This window comes from Neobacillus sp. PS3-40, assembly GCF_030915485.1.
Taxonomy (GTDB): Bacteria; Bacillota; Bacilli; order Bacillales; family Cytobacillaceae; genus JAUZPL01.
This window is the reverse complement of the sequence record NZ_CP133266.1, coordinates 2,296,307-2,323,209: the sequence shown is the minus strand read 5'-3', so window position 1 is coordinate 2,323,209 and position 26,903 is coordinate 2,296,307. Positions and strand designations below refer to the sequence as shown.

Genomic DNA, 26,903 nt, shown 5'->3' with positions numbered 1-26,903 from the left:
TCCCTTTTTAGGCTAAGCAGAATTTATATCCATAAATTCTGCTAGTGCATAAGGGCAACTTCGCCTAATCATCGCCCTTAGGGGCACGCCAATCAGCGAGTTTTCTTTATACAAACTATCTATTGCTGTTTAAAACCCATACATATTCTGTTTAATAATTTACTATTAAAATGGCTTTGTTAAATTGACAGAGTTATTTAACATAGCGATTAATATAAATATGTTAGGAGGAAAATTTGGTTGAAAAGACGAATATTACTTTTGATCGGGGTGCTTTCCTTATTCCTGCTGTTAGCGGGATGTAGTCAACTTAAGCAACCTATTACTCCAGAAAGTACCGGAATTTGGAATCAATATATTGTTTATCCTTTATCTTGGTTCATTATAAAAGTGGCTGATATATTCGGAGGTAGTTTTGGATTATCCATTATAGCAGTTACTATCTTAATCCGGTTAATTTTATTGCCATTAATGGTTAAACAGACTAGAAGTTCAAAAGCCATGCAAACATTACAGCCTCAATTAGCAGAACTTAAAAAGAAATATAGCTCCAAAGATCAAAAGACTCAGCAGCAACTGCAACAAGAAACAATGGCCCTTTTTCAAAAAAATGGCGTTAATCCAATGGCAGGATGTTTCCCGTTATTAATTCAAATGCCTATTTTAATTGGTTTCTATCATGCTATTACAAGAACGGCAGCAATTGCACAGGATAGCTTCCTTTGGTTTGATCTTGGAGAAAAGGATCCATATTATATTTTGCCGATCATTGCGGGGATTACGACGTTCATTCAACAAAAAATGATGATGGCTGGAACTGCTAATCAGAACCCTCAAATGGGTATGATGCTCTGGATGATGCCAATTATGATTGTTGTTTTTGCTTTTAGCTATCCGGCAGCTCTTTCTTTATATTGGGTAGTCGGAAATATTTTTATGATTGTTCAAACCTACTTTATAAAAGGACCAGAGCTGAAAACGTCAGCAACTGGTAATGCGGGAGGAGCAAAGAAGTGAAACAGGTAACTGCTACAGGACAAACTGTCGAAGAAGCAGTAGAATCAGCTTTAGCTCAATTAAAAACAACAAGAGACCGCGCAGATATCTCCATTATTGATGAAGGAAAAAAAGGACTTTTTGGTATTTTTGGATCACGTCCAGCAATCGTAAAGGTAATTGTAAAAATAGACGCTTTAGATGAGGCGAGGAATTTTTTAAGCCAGATAAGCGAAAAAATGGGAGCACCGATCGAAATTGATGTAAAGCGGGATGGAAAACATATTCACTTTACATTGACAGGAGAAAAAATAGCTCTGTTGATCGGAAAAAGGGGCCAAACGCTTAATTCGCTCCAATATTTAACCCAACTGGTAATTAATCGTTACTCTGACCAATACCTAACGTTAATTTTGGATGCCGAGGATTACCGGAAAAGAAGAAATGACACACTGGTTCAACTGGCGTGGCGACTTTCCCAAAAGGCTATTAGAACTGGGAAAAGTGTTACTTTAGAACCAATGCCTTCATATGAGCGCAAAGTAATTCATACTGCTTTAGCCGAAAATAAACGTGTAAAAACATTTTCTGATGGAAATGAACCACATCGATTTATTGTTATCACACCTTTAAAGTAATCCTTTTTGAAAACATCCTAATCTGTATAGGGTGTTTTTTTTTTGTGATTTTTGAAAAAGCATTGGAGTAGTCACCTTAGTTTTTTTCGATTTATTGTTATTCACATGTGGATAAGTTAAAATAATATGAAATGAGTAAAAAAAATGTGGATAAATATCAAGGTAAGAAGAGAAATGTCTAGTGCAAGAAGACCAGTACAGTAATGTGCAGTTTTTAAGCAATGCTCCTAATCAAAGGGCGATTGTGCTTTTCTAAAAAAAGACTTGTGTGGTATTCTAATAATTTGAGATAAAAGTGTAATTTATTAATAAAAATAAATCGGTTATAAGTGAGGTGAATGAAATGGAGTTCGATACAATTGCGGCTATTTCAACGCCAATGGGTGAGGGCGCAATTGCAATTGTTCGATTGAGCGGAGAGGAATCCATTAGTATAGCTGATAAAGTATTTAAAGGCATTACTGAGAAAAGGCTAAAGGAAGTTCCGACGCATACAATTCACTATGGTCATTTATTTGACCCGAAAAATGGACAAATTGTTGAGGAAGTAATGGTTTCTGTAATGAGGGGGCCAAAAACCTTCACGAAAGAAGATATTGTTGAAATTAACTGCCATGGTGGGATTGTATCAGTCAATCGTGTTTTGCAGCTTATCTTGAATAATGGTGCAGTACTTGCTGAACCTGGTGAATTTACAAAACGTGCTTTCCTAAATGGGAGAATCGATTTGTCACAGGCAGAAGCGGTTATGGATTTGATTAGGGCAAAAACGGACAGAGCGATGAACGTTGCTCTTGGACAAATCGAAGGACGGTTGTCCAAACTAATACGCCATTTAAGACAAGAAATTTTAGAAACACTTGCCCATGTTGAAGTAAATATTGATTATCCAGAGTACGAAGATGTGGAAGAAATGACTCATAAAATGTTGAAGGAAAAGACTTCTCTCATTCATTCAGAAATTAAGGGGCTTTTACAGACGTCTGAACAGGGAAAAATTTTACGAGAAGGACTTTCAACAGTTATTATAGGGCGACCAAATGTAGGTAAATCATCTTTATTAAATAGTTTAGTACATGAAAATAAAGCTATTGTTACTGATATACCAGGAACGACCCGTGATGTCATTGAAGAATATGTAAATGTTAGAGGTGTCCCTTTAAAGCTCTTAGATACAGCTGGAATTAGGGAAACCGAAGATATTGTTGAGCGAATTGGAGTCGAACGATCCCGTCAAGTATTAAAAGAAGCTGATTTACTTTTACTTGTATTAAATTCCTCAGATCCATTAACAGTAGAAGATGAGAATCTTTTTAAGGCGGTTGTTGGCATGGACGTAATTGTTATTGTCAACAAAACTGATCTTCCCCAACAAATCGAAATGGACCGAGTGCAGGAATTAGCCCACAATCATAAAATCATTGCTACCTCACTTTTAGAAGATAGGGGTATAGATGAATTAGAAGAAGCGATTGCTTCATTATTCTTTGCAGGTTCGATTGAAACTGGCGATATGACATATGTGTCAAATAGTCGGCATATTGCCCTGTTAAACCAAGCACTACACTCAATTGAAGAAGCAACCGAGGGTATCGATTTGGGAATACCAATTGATATCGTCCAGATTGATTTAACAAGAACATGGGAGTTGCTTGGTGAAATTATTGGTGAAAGCATTCATGAAAGCCTCATTGACCAGTTATTCTCCCAATTTTGTTTAGGTAAATAGATTGTTCACTTATTATTTAGTAGGAATTCTTAGGTTAATGGAAAAACCTGAAGGGAAGAAACAAGATGCAATACGAAGCAGGAAATTATGACGTTATTGTAGTAGGAGCGGGTCATGCGGGATGTGAAGCAGGTTTAGCAGCCGCAAGACTTGGGGCAAAAACGTTAATGATCACAATTAATCTTGATATGGTTGCATTTATGCCATGTAATCCTTCTGTTGGAGGACCCGCAAAGGGAATTGTCGTTCGTGAAATTGACGCACTTGGCGGCGAGATGGGAAGAAATATTGATAAAACGTATATCCAGATGAGAATGTTAAATACAGGTAAAGGTCCTGCAGTTAGGGCTCTCCGGGCGCAGGCTGATAAATTTGCCTACCAGCACGAAATGAAAAAGACACTTGAAGATGAAGAAAATTTGGTATTAATGCAGGGGATGGTTGAGAATTTAATTGTTGAGGATGGGGTCTGCACAGGTGTTATCACAAAGACAGGCGCTGTTTATCGTTCTAAAACAGTTGTAATCACAACTGGTACTTACCTCCGTGGTGAAATTATCCTGGGTGAATTAAAATATTCGAGTGGTCCTAATAATCAGCAGCCATCAATTGGGCTTTCCGAGAATTTAGAGGAATTAGGATTTGATTTGGTGCGTTTTAAAACTGGAACACCACCACGGGTAAATAGCCACACGATTGATTATAGCAAAACGGAAATTCAGCCAGGTGATGAAGTTCCCAGGTCTTTTTCATATGAAACAACCAGATATATTACCGATCAATTACCGTGTTGGTTAACTTATACGAATGAACAAACACATCAATTGATTGATAATAACCTTCATCGTTCACCAATGTATTCGGGCATGATTAAAGGAACAGGTCCTCGCTATTGCCCTTCAATTGAGGACAAAGTAGTCCGTTTCAATGATAAACCACGTCATCAAATATTTCTTGAGCCGGAAGGTAGAAACACGAAGGAAGTGTATGTGCAAGGTCTTTCAACGAGTTTACCGGAAGATGTTCAACAGCAAATACTTAAAACAATTCCAGGTCTTGAAAAAGTTCAAATGATGAGAGCCGGGTATGCAATAGAGTATGATGCAGTTGTTCCAACGCAGCTTTGGCCATCATTAGAAACTAAAGTAGTGAAAAACCTTTATACTGCAGGGCAAATAAATGGAACTTCTGGGTACGAGGAAGCAGCTGGACAAGGTATCATGGCTGGAATTAACGCAGGATTAAATGCATTAGGACGGGATCAATTAATTTTAAGCCGTTCGGATGCTTATATAGGTGTATTAATTGATGATTTAATTACAAAAGGAACAAATGAGCCCTATCGATTGTTGACTTCAAGAGCAGAATACCGCCTCCTTTTGCGCCACGATAATGCTGATTTGAGATTAACTGAAATAGGCCACAACATCGGGCTTATTCCTGGTGAACGGTATGAAAGATTTTTGGCCAAAAGAGAAGCTATTGAGTTAGAAAAGAAAAGATTAAATTCGATTTTTATAAGACCTTCAAAAGAAGTACAAGACCTAATCAAAAGCTTAGGTGGAAGTGAATTGAAGGATGGAGTTCGAGCATCTGATCTATTGAAAAGGCCAGAAATGACATACGAACTACTTGAAAAACTAACGCCTAGTGAACTTGAAATGGCTACTGACATAAAGGAACAGGTAGAGATCCAAATTAAGTATGAAGGATATATTGAAAAATCATTGCAGCAGGTTGAGCGTTTAAAGAAAATGGAGAATAAAAAAATTCCAGAAAATATCGATTATGAAGCAATTACAGGGCTTGCAACCGAAGCAAGGCAAAAGCTAACGAAAATTAAGCCATTATCTATTGCACAGGCATCACGAATTTCTGGTGTTAATCCTGCAGATATCTCCATTTTACTTATCTACTTAGAACAAGGTCGAATTGCAAGAATTGGAAATAATTAATACACAAAGCTAACGGATCGAGGATATTTGCAAATGATTATTAAACAATTTGAAGCTAACCTTAAAGAAAAAGGGATACTTTTAACAGCACAACAATTGCAACAGTTTGAAATATATTACGAAACGCTTGTTGAATGGAATGAAAAAATGAACCTAACTGCCATAACAGAAAAAGAAGATGTTTATTTGAAACATTTTTATGATTCGATTACGGCTGCATTTTTCTTTGACTTTTCAAAGCCTTTCCATTTATGCGATGTTGGAGCAGGGGCAGGATTCCCAAGTATTCCGTTAAAGATTGCCTTTCCACATTTGGAAATAACGATTGTCGATTCATTAAATAAACGGATAACATTCTTAAATCATCTTGCTACCGTTTTAGAACTTGAAAAAGTGCATTTTATTCATGAACGGGCTGAATTATTCGGAGTTAACCCAACATATCGTGAATCGTATGATGTTGTTACTGCAAGAGCAGTAGCAAGACTTTCTGTTTTAAGCGAACTTTGTTTACCACTAGTAAAAGTAGGTGGACACTTTATTGCGATGAAGGCAGCCCATGCACAGGAAGAATTAGAAACTGGGCAAAAGGCTATTTCCCTCCTTGGAGGAAAGGTAGAGAAGGCGTTTGTTTTTACTCTACCAATTGAAGATAGTGAGAGAAATATCTTAGTGATCAAAAAAGAAAAACAAACGCCAAAAAAATATCCACGCAAACCAGGTACTCCAAATAAAATGCCGATAGAATAGGTTTGATGGAGGAATTAGGGTGTAAGCACGTCACACCTACTTCAAAATAACTAGTGTGTTGTGGTAATACTATGTTAATTGTGTATAAAAATGTATTTGGATGCAGGAACTTGTCATTTTTATAGAGAATTTATTATAGGGAGTTTCGTAAAGGTGGTGTTAGGGATGAAGCATTCGATTACACGCTTTTTTGGCCTCGGCGAAAAGGGAGAGCAAGTTGAGAATGATCAAGATTTAGATAAAGAAGAAAAAATAGTTCAAAGTCAACAAGAAGAAATAAGAAAAATACCAATTGATAGTATTGTTCCCAATAGATTTCAGCCTCGAACGGTTTTTGATGATGGAAAAATCGAAGAATTATCACGGACGATTCATATTCATGGTATTATTCAACCAATTGTTGTCAGGGAATTCGAAGTAGATAAATTTGAAATTATTGCAGGAGAACGACGGTGGCGGGCTATGAAGAAGCTTGGCTGGGATGTTGTACCAGCAATAATAAATAATTTAAGTGATTCTGAAACAGCTTCTGTTGCCTTGATTGAAAATTTACAACGTGAAGAACTTTCGCCTATTGAAGAAGCAATCGCATATGGGAAATTGTTGGAAATTCATAATTTAACTCAAGAAGCGCTTGCCCAGCGCCTTGGAAAAGGGCAATCAACAGTTGCTAATAAACTACGTCTTCTTAAATTACCACAGGTGGTACAGGATGCTTTATTAAATAAACTTATTACTGAACGCCATGCTCGTTCACTTATACCGCTAAAAGATCCTGAAAAACAGGCTAAGCTATTAGAAGAAATTATGGAAAAAAATCTAAATGTTAAGCAAACAGAGGAACGTGTGGTTCGCCTACTTGAACATAAGAATCAAAAACCAAAGCCAAAAAGAAAGGCCTTTAGTAAGGATATGAGAATAGCAGTTAATACTATTCGTCAATCTCTTAATATGGTGTCTGATAATGGTATAAATTTAAACTCCGAAGAGGAAGAATTTGAGGATTTTTATCAATTTACAATTCGGATACCAAAGAAAAAATAAGAGGCGCATTTACAAACAAGGAACCGGACGGAGAACTCGTTCAGTTCCTATTTTTTTGTCTATTTTCCTAAAATGGTAATTGAATATTTTAGAAAAAAAACAACAATAAATCAGTTTCATGATAAAATAGATAACATGGCTATTTTCTTTCTCTCTTTTTGGAATAAGCTAGTTTATTAGTTTGTTATTTCTTAAGGGTTTGTCATGAAAATAAGAAAAGCAATCTTGAGGGTCTCGTTCGCTTGCACAAAATAATTCTATAAGAGACCCATATAAAAAAAAGGTAGGTGGCATCGTGAGCAAAATCCTTGCAATCGCGAATCAAAAAGGTGGAGTCGGCAAAACGACAACCTCTGTCAACCTAGGCGCCTGCTTAGCATACATAGGGAAAAAAGTATTACTCGTTGACATAGACCCACAGGGGAATGCAACAAGTGGTATTGGAATTGAAAAAGCAGAAGTCGACCAATGTATCTATGATGTTATAGTAGACGATGTAGAGGCAAAGGATGTAATTAGGTCTACATCCGTAGAAAATTTATTTGCCATCCCAGCAACTATTCAACTGGCTGGGGCTGAAATTGAGTTAGTTCCGACAATTTCTAGAGAGGTTCGACTAAAACGAGCTCTAGAAGAAGTAAAAAATAACTTTGACTATATTATTATTGATTGTCCTCCATCATTAGGTTTATTAACCATCAATGCACTTACTGCCTCTGATGCAGTTCTCATCCCAGTTCAATGTGAATACTACGCTTTAGAAGGGTTAAGCCAGTTGTTAAATACGGTTCGACTCGTCCAAAAGCATTTAAATCATGATTTAAAAATTGAAGGCGTCTTGTTAACGATGTTGGACGCGCGTACAAATTTAGGTATACAAGTTATTGAAGAAGTTAAAAAATACTTTCAAGATAAAGTTTACAAAACCATTATTCCAAGGAATATACGTCTAAGCGAAGCTCCAAGTCACGGGGAGCCAATCATTACATATGATCCAAAATCCCGCGGAGCCGAAGTGTATTTAGATTTGGCGAAGGAAGTGGTTTCGAATGGCTAAAGGTTTAGGAAAAGGCTTGAATGCATTTTTTACAAATATGGAAGTTGAAAAAGAAGAGACAGTTCAAGAGATTAAGGTTAAAGAGCTTCGGCCCAATCCTTACCAGCCCAGAAAGAACTTCCAACAAGATGCAATCGATGAACTAAAAAAGTCAATTTTGGAGCACGGAATCCTACAACCAATTATTGTGAGAAAAAGTATTAAAGGGTATGAAATTGTTGTTGGCGAAAGACGATTTCGCGCTGCAAAAGAAGCCAAACTAGAAACAGTTCCTGCGGTTGTCAGAGAACTTTCTGAACAACAAATGATGGAATTGGGAGTGCTAGAGAACCTTCAAAGGGAAGATTTAAACCCAATTGAAGAGGGGCTTGCCTATCAAATGCTCATGGAAAAATTAAGTTTAACACAGGAAGAAGTAGCAAAACGGTTAAGTAAAAGTAGACCACATATTGCTAATCATATCCGTTTATTATCTCTCCCTCCAAAAATTCAAGAGTTGATATCAACAGGAAAAATCAGTATGGGACATGGGCGTGCTCTTTTGGGTCTTCGACAAAAGGAAAAACTCCCAATCCTTCTGGAAAAGGTCCTAAATGAAAATCTAAATGTTCGTCAGCTTGAAAAATTAATTCAGCAATTGAATGAAAATGTTTCACGTGAAACAAAGAAACCTGAAAAGAAAAGAGATGTATTCTTGTTGGAACGTGAGCATTCACTAAGAGAAATGTTTGGTACAACAGTTAATATCAAACAATCAAAAAACAAGGGGAAAATTGAAATTGAATTTTTCTCTAAGGAAGATTTAGAGCGCATTTTGGAACTACTTAATCAGGAATCATCCCTTTAAACCATCAAATGGATGGTTTATTTTTTCATATTTAAAAAGATAAGAAATAGGTGAATGCAATGTTTTTACTCGGAACTCTTGTAAACGGAGTATTGATTATTATTGGATCGCTTCTTGGAAAGTTGCTTCATCGAATTCCTGAGGGTATGAAATCAACTGTGATGTATGCGATTGGTTTATCTGTAATGGTATTGGGATTACAAATGGGATTAAAAAGCCAAAATTTCTTAATCGTCATTTTAAGTTTAGTAATTGGATCGGTAATTGGAGAACTGCTAAGGTTGGAAGACAGATTAAATGATTTGGGACAATGGCTTGAAGGAAAAGTTGGATCGAGTGGAAAAGGAAGTATATCAGAAGGATTTGTAACTGCTACTTTAATCTTTGTTATTGGGGCAATGGCCATTATTGGGGCACTGGATAGTGGGATTCGCGGGGATCATGCCGTTTTGTTCACAAAATCTATTATTGATGGCTTTACCTCACTTATCCTAACAACTACGCTGGGTATTGGCGTTTTATTTTCTGCTATTCCTGTTGTGCTCTATGAAGGAATAATTGCCCTGTTTGCTACGCAGATTGATCAATTTGTTCCCCAAGCATTAATGGATCAATTTATAACAGAAATGACTTCAACAGGCGGTATCATGATCTTTGCTATAGGGCTAAATCTCACAGGAATTATCAAAATTAGAGTGGCTAATTTTTTGCCTGGGATTGTGGTCACTGCTGTTATTGTTACGATTTTACATTATTATCATCAATTTATATGAACAGGGAATGCTAATTCCCTGTTTTTTGTACTTTTAAAAAATTCATTTGTTTTTTATTTCGATTGAGTTGATTCCTTCTGCCAATTGTAATTTGGTTTCTCTGAATTTTTAGAATATAAAACGCTTGCCTTGTAGATACCATTTGTGATTGTTTTGGCGATTTTTAATACTAAATTTAATCGTGTATTTTGGAGGACAAAAAATTCCATAAATCCACTTACATTAACAATTCCAGTAATATGAATATTCCCAACCGGTGGAAGTTCTTTATTAACACCTGCCCCAGGTTTGACGGGCCCATCTCCAATTTCAATCATGCCAACATTTTTCACTCTTCCTAAGCAGGCATCAATGCCAATAATAAAAGGATGAAAATGTTTTTCCTTAATTTCCTTGAGTTTTTCTGCTAGATTAACAGCATGAATAGGGTCGTCAAGTGTGCCATAAATGAAAAAAGAGGGGATATTTTTTTCTTCAAGCAGGGTGCCTATAAGCGGTCCTAATGAATCACCAGTGGAACGGTCTGTACCAATACAGACAAATACAATCGGGCGGCTTACAATGACAGGAAAATATGAAGTTAGCTTGATAGCTAGTTGCTCTGCAGCTTGACTATCATCATGGGGAATTCTTTCCTTTAATTTTCCGTCAAAAAAGCTTGGCTTTAGATTCATTAAGTCCACTCCTTATTTTTACTATTACAAGTATACGGAGAAATTAAGCAATCTATACGTCTATTAACTGAATAAATAGGAAACAAGTGAATGATATGGAAATATAAATGGGCTATAAGGGGAAATACGGATAAATTTTATTTATCTTGGATGGATAGGTGTAAGGGTGCCGCAAAAAGGAAAGTCCATACACTTTGAGTGCAGACTATCCTTTTTTTACGATGGATATGAAGAAATTTACTTTGCTCAAGCCTCTTTATTGTGGTAGTTTGGTTCTATAAATAAATGATCAATCCTAAAATAGGTGGTATATGTTCCGCTATATTGGTTTGTAAGGAAGGTGATGGAATGATTCCTACTGAAAAGGTTATTAACAGAATGACTGAAAGGTTAGTAGATGAAGGAATGTGGTTGACGATTGGTGAAGGAGTTATAAAGATTGTAGCGATTATGGTTATTTCCAGTATCCTAATAAGACTTGGGAAAGTAGCCATTCATAATATGTTTAAAATCAGGAATCGATCTCCGTTAAGGACTTCTGAACGAAGAGAAGCAACCATCGAAAAGCTTATTGATAGTATTCTTTCGTATGTTGTTTATTTTATTTCCTTTTTGATGATCCTGTCGGTTTTAACGATTGATGTGAAGGCCTTACTTGCTGGAGCAGGAATAGTAGGACTCGCAGTAGGTTTTGGGGCACAAAACTTAGTAAAGGATATTCTGTCAGGATTCTTTATTATTTTTGAAGATCAATTTTCCGTGGGTGACCATATTCGTGTTGGACAATTTGAGGGTGGTGTAGAAGCCATCGGTTTAAGAACAACAAAAATTAAAAGTTGGACTGGGGAGCTTCATATACTACCTAATGGAAGTATCTCTGAAGTTACAAATTTTTCATTAAACAATAGTGTAGCAGTTGTTGATGTAGGTATTTCTTATAAGGAAGATATTGAAAAGGCGGAGAGGGTCATTAGTGACATTCTTGAAAAAATGCCTGAGCAATTTGAAGATATTGTCAATGTGCCTGAGCTTTTAGGTGTACAAAATATTGGCCCTACTGAGATTGTGTTAAGGATTGTGGCGGAAACCTTGCCGATGAAACATTTTTATATTGCCAGGATGATTAGAAAAGAAGTTAAGCTTCATCTTGACCAAAATGGGATCGAAGTACCACTTCCAAGACTTGTAATGTATTCTAAGGAGATAGAACCAACAAAACAACCTGATGTTTAAAGGGGGAAACAACGAATGGAGCAAAAAGAATTTACACTTAATGACATTGTTGAAATGAAAAAAGCACATCCTTGTGGTGTCAATCGGTGGAAAATTATTCGTATGGGCATGGATGTACGAATAAAGTGTGAAGGCTGTTCCCACAGCGTTTTAATCCCTCGGCGAGAGTTTTCTCGAAAAATGAAAAAGATTTTGGTGAAGCATGAAGAATAATTTCATGCTTTTTGTGCATCTATGCCCCTTTTCTTAAAAAGAATGGCTCTTTTCTTAAACTTTATTGCTAGTTGAAACTAAATTAGAATGGGATTCCAGTTTACCGATGAAAACCGTAGGAAGTTTTTAAGAAAAGAGCACGATACTATTGTTATTTCGGGTTTTTAGGCTAGGTACGAAAAACAACAATCTATGCGAAAACAGCCAAAAGAATAGACTGAAAAATAGTTTAGGAGTTGAAGAAATTGGCTACTATTCATCGATCTGCTTGTCCTCTAAATTGTTGGGATAACTGTGGCTTTCAGGTAACCGTTGAAAATGGAAAGGTTTTAAAGGTTGATGGGGATAAGGAACATCCTATCACAAAAGGAACTATTTGCGGACGCGGGCGAATGCTTGAAGTACGGACAAATTCACCCGAGAGATTGTTGTTTCCATTAAAAAAAATAAATGGAGAATTTAAAAAAATTTCATGGGAACAGGCTTTAAATGAAATTGGATTAAAGATGAAGGAAATAAAGAAAAAGTATGGATCAACAGCCGTGCTGCATAGCCATGATTATGCAAATAATGGGATCTTAACAAATGTTGATCAGCGGTTTTTTAACTGCTATGGAGGGGTAACGGAACTAGTGGGCTCTCTTTGTTGGGGCTCTGGAATCGAAGCTCAAAAGTGGGATTTTGGTAATGCAATCAGCCATGCACCGGATGATATACATAATAGTAAAAATATCATTGTGTGGGGGAGAAATGCCGCAAGGACTAATATGCACTTTTATCAAAAGCTACTTGAAGCAAAAAAGCAAGGAGCTAAATTATACGTTATTGATCCCATTTTTAACGCAACAGCAAAAATTGCAAATGAATACATTTCGATTCGTCCTGGTATGGATGGAATTCTAGCTGCTGGTATTATGAAGGAAATGCTGCGGCTAGGGTTAGAGGACCGACCATTTATTGATCATTTTACGCACGGTTTTTCCGATTTAATGGACCTCCTTGATGGAATATCCTTGGATGAGATTAGTGAAATGACAGAGGTTCCTAAAGATGTAATCAATCATTTGGCTTTTGTATTTGCAGACAAACCAACATCAACTTATATGGGTCTTGGTCTACAACGTTATGAAAATGGTGGAAATACAATTCGCTTAATTGATGCAGTTGTTGCTCTTAGCGGAAACATAGGAATTCCTGGTGGTGGGGCTAATTATGCCAACATTCAAGTTGGACAGAGTTTCGATTTTGAACAGCTAACACTCCCTAGCCGCAAAGAGAATCTAAGGCAGTTTCCGATTATGAAACAGGCGGAAGAGGTATTAGCTGCAAAAGACCCAGAAATTAAAATGATCTTTGTAACTTGTGGAAATCCACTTACACAAGTCCCTGATTCCACCATTGTAAAGGAAGCCTTCACCTCTGTTTCAACTCTTGTTGTGATTGAACAGTTTATGACGGATACTGCAATGTTAGCTGACTATGTTTTGCCTACAACAACTGTATTTGAGGAGGAAGATTTATATTATTCCTCTATGTATCACCATTATGTCAATTATGGGCCAAAACTTATAGATGCACCTGGTGAGGTTAAATCAGACTTATGGATATGGAAGCAACTAGCTAACAGGCTTGGATTTGGGGAAGATTTTCATTTCACAAGAGAGCAATGGCTAAAGATGTGTCTAAATACTTTAGAGAAAAAAGGGTTTACGCTAGAAAAGCTAAAGGAGAACCATACATTAGACCTTCCAGTTAAAAAGATTCCATGGGATAATCGCAGTTTTGATACACCGAGTGGTAAATTTGAATTTACATCGCTTATGGGTCAAACCAAGGATGATAATGGATTGTTAAAATTATCTCTTCCAGCAGAATCTAGATGGTCAAATCCAGATCTTGCTAAAGAATTTCCTTATAGCTTGTTAACCATACATCCCTTACGTTCTAATCATTCGCAAAATTACCATCTTTTCGGAAATACCCCATTTGTTAAAGTAGAGGTAGCAAAAAATATTGCAAAAGATCATCTTTTACAGGAAGGTGATGAAGTGAGGGTATGGAACAATCGAGGGGAGATTAAAGGACTTGTCTCCATCTTTCAAAGAGCCCATCCTAACACAATTAATATAGATGAAGGAATTTGGAATAAATTTGGGGGATCTGTTAATAATCTTACCTCAAGTAGGGCATCTGATAATGGACTTGGAAGTACATTATATGATTGTCTGGTAAATATTGAAAAAGTATAACTGTCGCTTCTAAGTGGCAGTTTTTTGTTTCCTTTTTCTAACATATTTTCGTTTTTTAGTATGTCTTGTCTTTTTAATGACAAATGCCTATAATTGTGAGAGGCTTTTTATTATAATGACCGTTACTATATCTGATAGATAATTATGTAATTTGAGGAGTGACATGAAATGGCTTTAACCGCTGGGATCGTGGGTTTGCCGAATGTTGGTAAGTCTACTTTATTTAATGCTATTACACAGGCAGGGGCTGAATCTGCAAACTACCCGTTCTGTACGATTGATCCAAATGTAGGAATTGTTGAAGTACCAGACCACCGTTTAAATAAACTAACTGAACTTGTTCAGCCGAAAAAGACTGTCCCGACAGCATTTGAATTTACCGATATTGCTGGGATTGTTAAGGGAGCAAGTAAGGGAGAGGGGCTAGGTAACAAATTCCTTTCGCACATTCGATTAGTGGATGCAATCTGCCATGTTGTTCGTTGTTTTGCTGATGACAATATCACACATGTTGCTGGAAGAGTGGACCCAATTGATGATATTGAAACAATTAATCTAGAATTGATTCTTGCTGATATGGAATCTGTTGAAAAACGAATTAGCCGTGTGGAAAAATTAGCGAAGCAAAGAGATAAGGATTCTGTTGCGGAATTTGAAGTCCTAGCAATGCTTAGGGATGCATTTGAAGCAGAGAAGCCTGCTCGTACAGTTGATTTTACAGAAGATCAGTTGAAAATAGCAAAAATGCTACATCTTTTAACAATTAAGCCCGTACTTTATGTAGCAAACGTTAGTGAAGACGATGTTGCAGATCCTTCCTCAAATGAGTATGTTCAAAAGGTCCGTGAATTTGCTGCTCGAGATAATGCAGAAGTAATTGTTATTTGTGCAAAAATCGAATCTGAAATTGCTGAGCTTGAAGGTGAAGAGAAGACAATGTTTTTACAGGAGTTAGGCATTGAGGAATCAGGTCTGGACCAATTGATTCGTGCCACTTATAGCTTGCTTGGCCTAGCAACTTACTTTACTGCTGGTGTTCAAGAAGTTCGTGCTTGGACGTTCAGAAGAGGAATGAAAGCTCCTCAATGTGCAGGTATCATTCATTCAGACTTTGAAAAAGGATTTATCCGTGCTGAAACCGTTTCTTATGATGATTTATTAGCAGCAGGCACAATGGGCGGAGCACGTGAAGCTGGGAGAGTAAGACTTGAAGGTAAAGAATATGAAGTTAAAGACGGAGATGTTATTCACTTCCGCTTTAATGTTTAAAATTTTTGACTCCACAGAGTTCACTGTGGAGTTTTTTTCATTCGCTGGGAAATAATTGCCTACCAAAATTTTTTCAACTTTGGCCGAGCATTGCTTTTAATGGAAACCTATGCTATAATTTTAACCTGTGAGTAATGAACAATTGCTCCTTGCCCAATAGGGCCGTCTAGACCAAAAGGAGGTGACAGTGATGAGAAAGTACGAAATCATGTACATCATCCGCCCAAATATTGAAGATGAAGCTAAAAAGGCTCTTGTAGAGCGTTTTAATGGTATTCTTCTAGATAATGGTGCGGAAACAGCTGAAACAAAAGATTGGGGTAAACGCCGTCTTGCATACGAAATCAACGATTTCCGCGACGGATACTACCAAATCGCAAAAATAACATCTTCAGCTGCTGCGGTAGAAGAATTCTCTCGCTTGGCAAAAATTAGCGAAGATATTATTCGCCATATTGTAATTAAAGAAGAAGTTTAAGACTTGATATATTGGCTTTCTAGTATGAATGTTTCACATGGAACATTATCTGGAAGAAAAGGAGTTGATTCTGATGATGAATCGTGTTGTGCTTGTCGGACGTTTAACAAAAGATCCTGATTTGCGTTATACACCAAATGGAGTTCCTGTTGCTACTTTCACCCTTGCCGTAAATCGGTCATTTTCAAATCAGCAAGGTGAAAAAGAAACAGACTTTATTAACTGTGTTGTTTGGCGGCGTCCAGCAGAAAATGTTGCTAATTTTTTAAAAAAAGGCAGCCTAGCTGGAGTTGATGGTCGCATACAAACTCGCAACTACGAAGGACAAGATGGCAAGCGTGTCTATGTTACTGAAGTCTCGGCAGAGAGTGTTCAATTCCTTGAACCTAAAAACTCATCTGGTGGAAGAAGTGACAGCGATCAGTTTGGTGCTCCCAGGGAACAAAAAGCTCCTTATGGAAACAACAATCAGAATCAACGACCAAATAATAATAATAATAATAACCAAGGTTTTACTCGGATGGACGAGGATCCTTTTGCAGGAAATGGGCAAATTGACATCTCTGATGATGATCTTCCATTCTAAGAAGAACTTTAAACCAAATTTACTATAAAGGAGGGAATCTTCATGGCAGGTGGACGCAAAGGCGGACGTGCAAAACGTCGTAAAGTTTGTTATTTTACAGCAAACGGAATCACTCACATCGATTATAAAGATGTTGATTTACTTAAGAAATTCATTTCTGAGCGTGGAAAAATCTTACCTCGTCGTGTAACTGGTACAAACGCAAAGTACCAACGCAAATTAACTGTTGCGATTAAACGTGCACGTATGATGGCATTATTACCATATGTTTCAGGTGAATAATTTCAATGGAAGGCAGTAAGGGACGCTCCCTTGCTGCTTTTTTCTTTGCATATAAATTCCATTTTTGGGCGCGCTTTTGCTTTTGTTTTTTTCTCTCTTTCTGTTAGTTGAATCAAAATGTTATACTAGCTAAAATAAGGGAAAAGGATATGTAATTAATTCTAGGGGTGAAGAAGTGAAAAATGTCCGTAAACTAACCGAAGGGGCTATTCTTATAGCTGCTTTCACTGTTTTATTGTTATTAACAATCTATGTTCCTGTTATAGGTGTAGTTGTTAACTTATTTTTACCGTTGCCATTTATTTTATTTGCTGCGAAAAATGAATTGAAAAGTATTATTGTTTTTGTCATTGTTTCGCTACTCATTTCATTTATTACTGGCACGATTTTCGCGCTACCACTTACCCTTGCATATGGGTTAACAGGAGCCGTGATGGGGTATTTGCTTCAAAAAAATAAGAATAGGACAACTATTTTAATCTCTGGATCACTCGTGTTTTTAGTAAACTTAGTTATTCAATATATTGTTACTTCAGCCTTTTTTCACTTTAATATTATTGATGAAATGTTGAAAACGATTCATGATTCGCTCGATATGTCATCCAAGATGTTTACGAATATGGGGCAACAACAAGAAAGTAAAAAGGTATTAGATCAATTTGAAAAGGGTATAGATCAAATTAAAACCCTTGTCCCAAGTTTGTTTGTTATATCATCGTTTATCGTTGTCTTTTTTATTCAATTGTTGTCCTTACCGATCCTCAAAAGATTTGGTATCAAAGTTGAAAATTGGAAACCGATGAGAGAAATCTCATTGCCAAGAAGCCTTTTATGGTATTATTTACTCGCGATGCTAGGAAATTTGTTATTTCATCCGGAAACAGGGACATACTTGTATAATGCACTTCAAAACCTTACATATATATTGCAAATGTTTATGGTCTTTCAGGGATTAACCTTTATATTTTACTTCTTTTATAAAAGAGGTTCTCAGAAGTCATTTCCAATCCTCATTTCTGTTTTTACCATACTTATCCCTCTTTTCCTTTATATTATAGGGATATTAGGTATAATTGACTTAGGTTTTGGCCTTAAGGGGCGTTCTGATAAGAAAAAGTAAAGACACGTTAAGGAGCTGAAAATATTGCCTTCATTTTTAACAGAACGATCGATTCGATATCCCTTTTATGGGCTAATCGGCGTTACAGTGGTGCTTCTTATCGTCTTGACCCTCTATAATTGGATATTAAGTTTGGCCGGGTTGTTGATTATGGCTTTACCCATTTACTATATGTTTACGATTGAACGACAACAAAGGAAGGAAATGGAGGAATATATCTCTAACCTATCGTATAGAGTCAAAAGAGTCGGCGAAGAGGCTCTTATGGAAATGCCGATAGGGATTATGCTCATTAATGATGAGTATTATATTGAGTGGACAAACCCTTTCCTATCCTCCTGTTTTGATGAAGTTACACTTTTAGGAAGATCGCTTTATGATGTAGCAGATGCACTAATTCCTTTAATTAAACAGGAAGTAGAAACAGAAATTATAAAGCTTCATGATCGAAAATTCAGGGTGATTCATAAACCTGATGAACGGCTCCTCTATTTCTTTGATGTAACGGAGCAAGCAGAAATAGAAAAAATGTATCGTATAGAGCGGACTGTTATTGCGATTATCTTTTTAGACAATTATGATGAATTGACGCAAGGTATGGATGATCAGGTACGCAGTAGCATCAATAATCTTGTTACGTCAATCTTAAATAAATGGTCACAGGATAATCAAATTTATCTAAAAAGAATTTCATCAGAACGGTTTGTTGCTGTCTTTAATGAAGGGATCCTTCAATTGCTTGAAAAAGGGAAGTTTTCTATTCTTGATGAGGTTAGGGAGATGACATCTAAACAAAATGTATCGTTTACATTGAGTATTGGTGTTGGAGCCGGTGTTTCATCGTTGCCAGAATTAGGAACGCTCGCTCAATCAAGCCTGGATTTAGCTTTAGGGCGAGGTGGTGACCAAGTTGCCATCAAAACAGCAAATGGTAAGGTGAGATTCTTTGGAGGAAAGACCAATCCTATTGAGAAGCGAACAAGGGTAAGGGCAAGGGTCATTTCTCATGCTCTGAAGGAGCTTATTACTGAAAGCGATAAAGTGATTATCATGGGCCACAAGAACCCGGATATGGATTCCATTGGTTCATCAATAGGAATTCACAAGGTTGCACAAATGAACCAGAAGGATGCCTATATTGTTATTGATTTTCAAAAATTAGATACGGGGGTTCAACGTCTTGTTGAAGAAATCCGCCAACATGAACAATTACTTTCTCGGTTTATTAGTCCTGAAGCTGCCCTTGAGATGGCTACAGACAATACATTACTCGTAATCGTTGATACCCATAAACCATCACTTGTTATTGAAGAACGACTTTTGAATAAGATAGATAAAGTAGTGGTGATTGACCATCATCGGCGCGGGGAAGATTTTATTAAAAATCCTTTACTTGTTTATATGGAACCATATGCATCATCTACTGCAGAACTGATTACAGAGCTGCTGGAATATCAACCAAAACGAGGGAAAATTGATATTTTAGAGGCGACAGCCCTTCTAGCAGGAATTATTGTTGATACGAAAAGCTTCACATTGAGGACAGGCTCGCGAACATTCGATGCTGCCTCATACTTAAGAGCTCAAGGAGCAGATACCGTACTCGTTCAAAAATTCTTAAAGGAAGATATTGATACGTATATAAAAAGGTCCAAATTAATTGAATCAGTTATGTTTTATCGGGAGGGTATTGCAATTGCAAAAGGAAGTAACGATCAAATTAATGATCAGGTTACCATAGCCCAAACTGCTGATACATTACTGACTTTAGATGGCGTCATTGCTTCCTTTGTAATCTCAATTAGAAGTGAAGGAATGATTGGAATTAGTGCAAGATCGCTTGGAGCTGTAAATGTCCAGGTAATTATGGAAAGCCTCCATGGTGGAGGGCATCTAACAAATGCTGCGACCCAACTCCAAGGGCTAACACTTGATGAAGCAGAAAGCCAGCTGAAAGCGGCTATTGATGAATATTCTGAAGGAGGAAGAAAAGAATGAAAGTTATTTTCTTGAAAGATGTAAAAGGTAAAGGGAAAAAAGGAGAAGTAAAAAATGTCGCAGATGGATATGGCCATAACTTTTTAATTAAGCAAGGTTTGGCAATTGAAGCAAACCAAGCAAGTGTAAGCACTTTAGCTGCTCAGAAGAAAAAGGAAGAAAGAGCAGCAGAAGAAGAACTTGCTGAGGCAAAAAAATTAAAAGAGGCATTAGAAAAAGTTACAGTCGAATTAAGTGCGAAGGCTGGTGAAGGTGGAAGATTATTCGGATCCATCACAACTAAGCAAATTGCTGAAGAGTTGCATAAAAAACATGGCTTTAAAATTGATAAACGTAAAATGGAGTTGGAGGAAGCGATTCGTTCTTTAGGCTCTACTAAGGTTCCTGTAAAGCTTCATCATGAAGTAACAGCTTCATTGAATGTCCATGTGAAAGAAGTAAACTAAATTTGGCAGTTCGTTTTTGCGGACAAACATGTTAAACTAATAAGAGTGAAAACATACATGTGGTTCAATTTCGAGCCCAAGTATAAAATTAAGAGCAATTATAAGTAAGAAACAAATATAATTAAGGTGACGAGAGCAAAGCTAAATAGGATGATTTTTTAAGTAAAATTTCTTATATATTCTATTTTTCTACAAATGAAGGTAAGCGTAGCTCCGTCCCCTTTTCTAGTCAAAAATGTGATCGGTTCTAACTGGTCACTTTTTCTTCTTTTTTAGGAGAAATATTATCTAATTAAATGATTCCTCTTCATAATAGGAGGTTAAAATATGAGTGATTTATTCGCAGATCGATTACCACCGCAAAATATAGAGGCTGAGCAAGCAGTACTAGGTGCTATTTTTTTAGAACCATCTTCTTTAACATTGGCTTCTGAAATATTAATACCGGAAGATTTTTATCGTGCAGCACATCAAAAGATTTTTAATGTTATGCTGAAGCTGAATGACCATGGTAAAGCGGTTGATTTAATAACAGTTACTGAGGAGCTAGCTGCAACTAAACTTTTAGAAGATACCGGGGGAGTTAGCTATTTAAGTGAACTAGCTGGATCGGTGCCAACCGCTGCTAATATTGAATATTATGCAAGAATTGTAGAAGAAAAGTCATTGTTGAGGCGGCTAATACGTACTGCAACTGGTATTGCTCAAGATGGCTATACCCGAGAAGATGAAGTTGAAGCACTTTTAGGGGAAGCAGAAAAAAATATTTTAGCAGTTTCTCAGAGGAAAAACGCAGGTGCTTTTCATAGTATTAAAGATGTTCTTGTTCGGACTTATGATAATATTGAATTAATGCATAACCGTGTAGGCGATATTACTGGGATTGCAACGGGTTTTAGTGAACTTGACCGCATAACAGCTGGGTTTCAACGGAATGATTTGATTATTGTTGGTGCACGTCCCTCTGTTGGTAAAACGGCTTTTGCCTTAAATATTGCCCAGAATGTTGGTACCAAAACAGGCGAAAATGTGGCCATCTTTAGTCTTGAAATGGGTGCTGAACAATTGGTGATGCGGATGCTTTGTGCGGAAGGAAATATAGATGCTCAGCGACTTCGTACAGGTTCTCTTACAGATGATGATTGGGGAAAACTCACGATGGCAATGGGTAGCCTTTCAAACGCTGGAATTTTTATCGATGATACCCCAGGGATTAGAATCAGTGAAATTCGCTCAAAGTGTCGACGCTTAAAACAGGAACATGGTTTAGGAATGATCTTAATTGATTATTTACAGTTGATTCAAGGCAATGGACGGTCTGGTGAAAACCGTCAACAAGAGGTTTCTGAAATTTCAAGATCGTTAAAAGCATTGGCACGTGAATTGCAAATTCCTGTTATTGCTCTTTCTCAGCTTTCCCGTGGTGTTGAACAGCGTCAAGATAAACGTCCGATGATGTCTGATATTCGTGAATCGGGTAGTATTGAGCAAGATGCAGATATCGTTGCTTTTCTATATCGTGATGATTATTACGATAAGGAATCAGAGAACAAAAATATAATCGAAATTATTATTGCAAAGCAGCGTAATGGCCCAACAGGTACTGTTCAACTAGCTTTTGTTAAGGAGTACAATAAATTTGTAAACCTTGAAAAACGTTATGATGAGACGGGCATACCTCCTGGAGCATAATAAAGAATTTTAAAAAGGGTTAGCCACTTTATGAGCTAACCCTTTTCATATAGTGAGAGATTACTATTTTCACGAACATATTTTTATAAATAAGTATAAAATGTTCGTGTTTTGTTGACTTACTTATAGTGAACTTGGTAAACTGTGTTTGGGATAAAAAAGATTTAATGTTTTTTAATTCGGAGGTGCTTTTTATGTCATCAGTAGTTGTTGTTGGAACACAATGGGGAGATGAAGGAAAGGGAAAAATCACTGACTTTCTTTCGGAAAATGCTGAAGTTGTTGCTCGCTATCAAGGGGGAAATAATGCTGGACACACCATTCATTTTGGTGGAGAAACTTACAAATTGCGTTTAATTCCATCAGGGATTTTTTATAAAGAAAAAATTTGTGTAATTGGAAATGGAATGGTTGTTGATCCAAAAGCACTTTTAGAAGAACTTGCCTATCTCAATGAAAAAGGTGTTTCTACTGAAAATCTACGCATTAGTAACCGTGCCCATGTTATTCTTCCTTACCATCTTAAATTGGATGAAGTAGAAGAAGAAAGTAAAGGTGCTAATAAAATTGGCACAACAAAAAGGGGAATTGGGCCTGCTTATATGGATAAAGCAGCTCGTATTGGCATTAGAATTGCGGACTTACTTGATCATGAAGTATTCGAAGAGAAACTTGAACGAAACCTTAAAGAAAAAAATCGTTTATTTGAGCTAATTTATAATACCACTGGATTTAAAATAGAGGATATTTTAGAGGAATATTTCCAATATGGCCAACAAATCAAAAAATACGTCTGTGATACCTCTGTTGTATTGAATGATGCATTAGACGATGGTCGCCGAGTATTATTTGAAGGTGCTCAAGGTGTCATGTTAGATATCGATCAAGGAACATATCCATTTGTTACTTCTTCAAATCCAGTTGCAGGTGGTGTAACGATCGGTTCTGGAGTAGGTCCTTCAAAAATCAACCATGTTGTTGGTGTATGTAAGGCTTATACAACTAGGGTTGGTGACGGTCCATTCCCAACAGAATTAAATAATGAGCTTGGAGATCAAATACGTGAAGTAGGACGTGAATATGGAACCGTAACTGGTCGTCCACGCCGAATCGGTTGGTTTGACAGTGTCGTTGTTCGTCATGCTCGTCGTGTGAGTGGGCTTACTGACTTATCACTTAATTCAATCGATGTACTTTCAGGTATTGAAACAGTGAAAATTTGTGTTGCTTACCGCTACAAAGGTGAGGTAATCGAAGAGTTTCCAGCAAGCTTAAAGGTATTGGCTGAATGTGAGCCAGTATATGAGGAGCTTCCAGGCTGGCCAGAGGATATTACAGCATGCAAAACATTAGATGAATTACCTGCAAATGCACGTCACTATGTTGAACGAGTTTCACAGCTAACAGGAATTCCTTTATCGACATTCTCTGTAGGCCCTGACCGCAATCAAACAAATGTTGTACGCAGTCCTTGGAGACAGATATAAGAAAAAAGTGAGTGCTCTCGCACTCACTTTTTTTTGCCTCATTTAATTGAAAAATGAAGGCATTAAACGAATGAGCAAAAGATGGTTATATAAACAATATCGTTTTACAAAATTATTTTTCAAAAAAAGTATTGCCTTGAATGAATTACTTATGATATTATAAAAAACGTCGTCACAAGTGAGGTAGCATTTGGCATAATAACCTGTATTTTAGCTCAGTTGGTAGAGCAGATTGCTTACTACTTGATTAAGCTTCTGCGTGCAATCTGCGAGAAAGTTCGTGAGATCTTTCGAGCATCTGACGATTGAAAGTAAAGATTAGTGAATTATATTAAATTTACGAGCCATTAGCTCAGTTGGTAGAGCATCTGACTTTTAATCAGAGGGTCGAAGGTTCGAGTCCTTCATGGCTCACCATTATTTATATGGCCCCTTGGTCAAGTGGTTAAGACACCTCCCTTTCACGGAGGTAACACGGGTTCGAGTCCCGTAGGGGTCATTGTAATTAATAATTTATTGCTCGTAGCTCAGTCGGCAAAATTAGTGAATAACAATTTAATTACGGCTCGGTAGCTCAGTCGGTAGAGCAAAGGACTGAAAATCCTTGTGTCGGCGGTTCGATTCCGTCCCGAGCCATCACAAAGAGAGTTTGCAGATGCAAACTCTCTTTGTTTTTGCTAATCGTAATATAATTGCAACAAAACAACCTTTTTTTTACAAAAACAAACAAAGTCTTTTGTTATATATAGAAACAAAATATAGTACCATAGAACTTCAAAATCCCCTACGGCATAAGGAAATATACCTATTTGTATTCGACAAAATATTATTTTTGAATACGAAGGTTTTTGCTGAAAAGTCATAAAATGTCAGCAATTATACATTTTTGTTACATTGCTAAGCCTTAGAAAAATTCCGAATCAATTTATGATAAAGTTAAGAAGAATGAGATTGAAGGAAAATTCATTTTATGCATTAGCTAGATTGCTAGATGCTTTTTAGGTTTTAGGGAGGGTAATAATGAGATTTAGGGAAAAAATATCAAATCTATTAGACAACTTAAGACTACTAACAAAACCATCGATAAAAATGGCTGCTATTACCGCAGTTGCCGCATCGGCTATTATTTTCAGTAATGGTCCCATGGCCTTAGCTGAAACCCCAAAATTTATAACCGTATATTATGTATATTTAAATGATACCTATATTGGCATCGTTTCTGATAAAGAAGTAATCAATCAATTAATTACTGAGAAATCTAAAGAAGTTAAGAATTCCTATAAAAACGTTGATCTTCAATTAGGCTCACAAATTACATACATTTCAGAACGAGTTTTCCATTCAACAGCTAATGACAAAGATACTATAGATAATCTTGAAAAATCCATCCAGCTCCAAGCTGAAACTGCAGCTATAACTATTGATGGCAAACCAGTGGTTTATTTGGATAGCCAGGATACTGCAGAACAAGTCGTGAAAAACCTTGAACTTAAATTTGTGACAGAGGATCAGTTGAAAGAAATTGAGGCAAGAAAAGCTTCTACTACTCCTTTAGCACCACTTAAGGAAAATGAAACTCGTCTATTAGACGTTCGTTTATCAAAAAAGGTTTCAATTGAAGAGACAAGAATTTCTCCTGATAAAATTGTAACAGCTGATCAAGCAATCAATTTTTTACAAAAAGGGACAATAGAAGAAAAGAAATATAAAGTTCAAGATGGCGATGTTCTTGGATCTATTGCGAATAACCACGGGCTAACATTAGCCCAATTGCTGGTTTTAAATCCCGGTTTAACAGAGGATTCCGTTCTAAAACCTGATCAAGAGGTCAATATAACGGTACCAAAACCATATGTAGAAGTAATTGTTGAAAAGGAAATAAACCAAAAGGAAGCTATTCCGTATCAAAATGAGGTTGTAAATGACGCGTCCCTTCCTAAAGGGGAGAGCAGAGAAAAACAACAAGGAAGTAACGGAATTCAATCCGTGACATTTAATTTGACTTTACAAAATGGAATTGCGGTTAAAAAAGAAATCACTACTAAAAAAGTCTTGGAAGCACCAATAAATCACATTGTTATTAAAGGAACAAAAGTTATTCCTTCACGTGGTGAGGGCAGTTTTAGCTGGCCTGCTGTTGGAGGATATATTTCCAGCCAAATGGGTTATCGATGGGGTAAAATGCATAAAGGAATTGATATTGCAAGACCAAGCAGTTATGCGATTAAAGCAGCTGACAATGGCATTGTTGTTTCGGCAGGTTGGGATGGAAGCTATGGAAATAAAATTGTCATAGACCATCAAAATGGCTACCGTACAGTTTACGGCCATTTGTCTACCATTGAGATAGGGGTTGGCCAAACCGTAGCGAAGGGTTCAACGATCGGCGTGATGGGTGCAACAGGAGACGCAACCGGTGTTCATTTGCATTTTGAAGTGTATAAAAATGGTGCGTTAAAAAACCCAGCAGGTTATTTAAGAAGGTAATCATTTGAAGTCTCTAGTTTTTCCTAGAGGCTTTTTCATTTTCAACTTACATCCAAAAACTGTCAATTATTGCTAAAGGGTGTATTACCCTTCATTACATGGTAAAGTAAAGTAGAGAAAACATAACGACCTGAGCAATGCTAACTATAACTATAAATAGATATTTAAAAAAAGGAGCAATGAGTATGGAAAAGAAGATTCTTGTTGTCGATGATGAGAAGCCAATTGCAGATATTTTGCGCTTTAATCTTAAAAAAGAAGGTTTCGATGTATATTGCGCTTACGATGGGAATGAAGCCATCAATATGGTTGAGGAAATTCAACCGGATATCATTCTATTAGACATCATGCTTCCTTTAAAAGATGGGATGGAAGTATGCCGCGAAGTAAGAAAAAAATATGAAATGCCGATTATTATGTTAACAGCCAAGGATTCAGAAATTGATAAGGTACTTGGTCTTGAACTTGGTGCGGATGATTACGTGACAAAGCCTTTTAGTACAAGGGAGTTAATTGCTAGGGTTAAAGCCAATTTACGTCGCCATCAACAACTTCATTCTCAAGCAAATACAGAAGATGATACAAATGAGATTGAAGTTGGCTCGCTTACCATTCATCCAGATGCCTATGTTGTTTCCAAACGAGGAGAAACAATTGAATTGACCCATCGCGAGTTTGAATTACTTCATTATCTTGCCAAGCATATTGGACAAGTCATGACACGGGAGCATTTACTGCAAACCGTTTGGGGATATGATTATTTCGGGGATGTCAGAACGGTTGATGTTACCGTTAGACGCTTGCGTGAAAAAATAGAGGATAGTCCGAGTCATCCAACATGGATTGTTACTCGTAGAGGAGTAGGATACTATTTACGGAATCCTGAACAGGAGTAACCCT

At 36.9% G+C, this 26,903-nt stretch carries 24 protein-coding genes and 3 tRNA genes; 26 read left to right on the top strand and 1 reads right to left on the bottom strand.

Annotated elements, in window-relative coordinates:
• The first annotated feature begins 240 nt into the window (after positions 1 to 240).
• The 9 genes from spoIIIJ (at position 241) to RCG20_RS11245 (ending at position 9,789) form a co-directional block, all read left to right on the top strand.
• Entirely contained in the window at positions 241 to 1,017 is a 777-nt protein-coding gene (spoIIIJ, locus tag RCG20_RS11285) for a YidC family membrane integrase SpoIIIJ (protein ID WP_308180273.1), read from the top strand.
• On the top strand, positions 1,014 to 1,634 hold the full coding sequence (jag, locus tag RCG20_RS11280) for an RNA-binding cell elongation regulator Jag/EloR (protein WP_308180272.1): 621 nt from the start codon (positions 1,014 to 1,016) through the stop codon (positions 1,632 to 1,634). The genes spoIIIJ and jag overlap by 4 nt, the downstream gene beginning before the upstream one ends.
• A gap of 343 nt (positions 1,635 to 1,977) precedes the next feature.
• Positions 1,978 to 3,363: a tRNA uridine-5-carboxymethylaminomethyl(34) synthesis GTPase MnmE gene (gene mnmE, locus RCG20_RS11275; RefSeq protein ID WP_308180271.1), complete on the top strand. Its 1,386-nt coding sequence runs from the start codon at positions 1,978 to 1,980 to the stop codon at positions 3,361 to 3,363.
• Positions 3,364 to 3,428: 65 nt separating this feature from the next.
• Positions 3,429 to 5,318: a tRNA uridine-5-carboxymethylaminomethyl(34) synthesis enzyme MnmG gene (gene mnmG / locus RCG20_RS11270; protein WP_308180270.1), complete on the top strand. Its 1,890-nt coding sequence runs from the start codon at positions 3,429 to 3,431 to the stop codon at positions 5,316 to 5,318.
• A 33-nt stretch (positions 5,319 to 5,351) separates the two neighbouring features.
• Positions 5,352 to 6,068, top strand: coding sequence for a 16S rRNA (guanine(527)-N(7))-methyltransferase RsmG (gene rsmG, locus RCG20_RS11265; RefSeq protein WP_308180269.1), 717 nt, complete (start codon positions 5,352 to 5,354; stop codon positions 6,066 to 6,068).
• 165 nt (positions 6,069 to 6,233) lie between these two features.
• Positions 6,234 to 7,112 (top strand): nucleoid occlusion protein, encoded by an 879-nt coding sequence (gene noc, locus RCG20_RS11260; protein ID WP_308180268.1) that lies wholly within the window; start codon positions 6,234 to 6,236, stop codon positions 7,110 to 7,112.
• 295 nt (positions 7,113 to 7,407) lie between these two features.
• On the top strand, positions 7,408 to 8,169 hold the full coding sequence (locus RCG20_RS11255; RefSeq protein WP_308180267.1) for a ParA family protein: 762 nt from the start codon (positions 7,408 to 7,410) through the stop codon (positions 8,167 to 8,169).
• Complete coding sequence (locus RCG20_RS11250) at positions 8,162 to 9,016, top strand: ParB/RepB/Spo0J family partition protein (protein WP_308180266.1); 855 nt, start codon at positions 8,162 to 8,164, stop codon at positions 9,014 to 9,016. Before RCG20_RS11255 ends, RCG20_RS11250 begins: the two co-directional genes overlap by 8 nt.
• A gap of 59 nt (positions 9,017 to 9,075) precedes the next feature.
• The gene (locus tag RCG20_RS11245; protein ID WP_308180265.1) at positions 9,076 to 9,789 is read left to right on the top strand and encodes a DUF554 domain-containing protein; all 714 of its coding nucleotides are present in this window, start codon (positions 9,076 to 9,078) and stop codon (positions 9,787 to 9,789) included.
• Between the two features lie 53 nt (positions 9,790 to 9,842).
• On the opposite strand, the gene yyaC is transcribed toward RCG20_RS11245, so the two are convergent.
• Positions 9,843 to 10,463 carry a spore protease YyaC gene (gene yyaC, locus RCG20_RS11240; protein WP_308180263.1) on the bottom strand — a complete coding sequence of 207 codons (621 nt, stop codon included), beginning with the start codon at positions 10,461 to 10,463 and terminating at the stop codon, positions 9,843 to 9,845.
• Positions 10,464 to 10,811: 348 nt separating this feature from the next.
• Here yyaC and RCG20_RS11235 point away from each other — a divergent pair, with 348 nt between their 5' ends.
• The 17 genes from RCG20_RS11235 (at position 10,812) to yycF (ending at position 26,899) form a co-directional block, all read left to right on the top strand.
• Entirely contained in the window at positions 10,812 to 11,696 is an 885-nt protein-coding gene (locus RCG20_RS11235) for a mechanosensitive ion channel family protein (RefSeq protein WP_308180262.1), read from the top strand.
• A gap of 15 nt (positions 11,697 to 11,711) precedes the next feature.
• Positions 11,712 to 11,909 (top strand): DUF951 domain-containing protein, encoded by a 198-nt coding sequence (locus RCG20_RS11230; RefSeq protein ID WP_308180261.1) that lies wholly within the window; start codon positions 11,712 to 11,714, stop codon positions 11,907 to 11,909.
• Between the two features lie 245 nt (positions 11,910 to 12,154).
• Entirely contained in the window at positions 12,155 to 14,158 is a 2,004-nt protein-coding gene (locus RCG20_RS11225) for a molybdopterin-dependent oxidoreductase (RefSeq protein WP_308180260.1), read from the top strand.
• A 168-nt stretch (positions 14,159 to 14,326) separates the two neighbouring features.
• The gene (ychF, locus tag RCG20_RS11220) at positions 14,327 to 15,427 is read left to right on the top strand and encodes a redox-regulated ATPase YchF (protein WP_308180259.1); all 1,101 of its coding nucleotides are present in this window, start codon (positions 14,327 to 14,329) and stop codon (positions 15,425 to 15,427) included.
• Positions 15,428 to 15,617: 190 nt separating this feature from the next.
• Positions 15,618 to 15,905, top strand: a complete 288-nt coding sequence (rpsF, locus tag RCG20_RS11215) for a 30S ribosomal protein S6 (RefSeq protein WP_308184326.1) — start codon at positions 15,618 to 15,620, stop codon at positions 15,903 to 15,905.
• 73 nt (positions 15,906 to 15,978) lie between these two features.
• Entirely contained in the window at positions 15,979 to 16,491 is a 513-nt protein-coding gene (gene ssb, locus RCG20_RS11210; RefSeq protein WP_308180258.1) for a single-stranded DNA-binding protein, read from the top strand.
• 42 nt (positions 16,492 to 16,533) lie between these two features.
• Positions 16,534 to 16,773 (top strand): 30S ribosomal protein S18, encoded by a 240-nt coding sequence (gene rpsR / locus RCG20_RS11205; RefSeq protein WP_308180257.1) that lies wholly within the window; start codon positions 16,534 to 16,536, stop codon positions 16,771 to 16,773.
• A gap of 175 nt (positions 16,774 to 16,948) precedes the next feature.
• Positions 16,949 to 17,893, top strand: coding sequence for a YybS family protein (locus RCG20_RS11200; protein ID WP_308180256.1), 945 nt, complete (start codon positions 16,949 to 16,951; stop codon positions 17,891 to 17,893).
• A gap of 24 nt (positions 17,894 to 17,917) precedes the next feature.
• Positions 17,918 to 19,891: a DHH family phosphoesterase gene (locus tag RCG20_RS11195; protein ID WP_308180254.1), complete on the top strand. Its 1,974-nt coding sequence runs from the start codon at positions 17,918 to 17,920 to the stop codon at positions 19,889 to 19,891.
• Positions 19,888 to 20,337 carry a 50S ribosomal protein L9 gene (gene rplI / locus RCG20_RS11190; protein WP_308180253.1) on the top strand — a complete coding sequence of 150 codons (450 nt, stop codon included), beginning with the start codon at positions 19,888 to 19,890 and terminating at the stop codon, positions 20,335 to 20,337. The genes RCG20_RS11195 and rplI overlap by 4 nt, the downstream gene beginning before the upstream one ends.
• Positions 20,338 to 20,664: 327 nt before the next feature.
• Positions 20,665 to 22,029: a replicative DNA helicase gene (gene dnaB / locus RCG20_RS11185; protein WP_308180252.1), complete on the top strand. Its 1,365-nt coding sequence runs from the start codon at positions 20,665 to 20,667 to the stop codon at positions 22,027 to 22,029.
• A 194-nt stretch (positions 22,030 to 22,223) separates the two neighbouring features.
• The gene (locus tag RCG20_RS11180) at positions 22,224 to 23,516 is read left to right on the top strand and encodes an adenylosuccinate synthase (protein WP_308180251.1); all 1,293 of its coding nucleotides are present in this window, start codon (positions 22,224 to 22,226) and stop codon (positions 23,514 to 23,516) included.
• A gap of 341 nt (positions 23,517 to 23,857) precedes the next feature.
• Positions 23,858 to 23,933: transfer RNA gene (locus tag RCG20_RS11175), tRNA-Lys, on the top strand.
• Positions 23,934 to 23,943: 10 nt separating this feature from the next.
• Positions 23,944 to 24,015, top strand: a tRNA-Glu gene (locus tag RCG20_RS11170).
• Between the two features lie 64 nt (positions 24,016 to 24,079).
• Positions 24,080 to 24,152 (top strand) — tRNA-Phe (locus RCG20_RS11165).
• A 384-nt stretch (positions 24,153 to 24,536) separates the two neighbouring features.
• Complete coding sequence (locus tag RCG20_RS11160; protein ID WP_308180250.1) at positions 24,537 to 26,003, top strand: peptidoglycan DD-metalloendopeptidase family protein; 1,467 nt, start codon at positions 24,537 to 24,539, stop codon at positions 26,001 to 26,003.
• Positions 26,004 to 26,188: 185 nt separating this feature from the next.
• Positions 26,189 to 26,899, top strand: a complete 711-nt coding sequence (gene yycF, locus RCG20_RS11155; RefSeq protein ID WP_308180249.1) for a response regulator YycF — start codon at positions 26,189 to 26,191, stop codon at positions 26,897 to 26,899.
• The last annotated feature ends 4 nt before the right edge of the window (positions 26,900 to 26,903 follow it).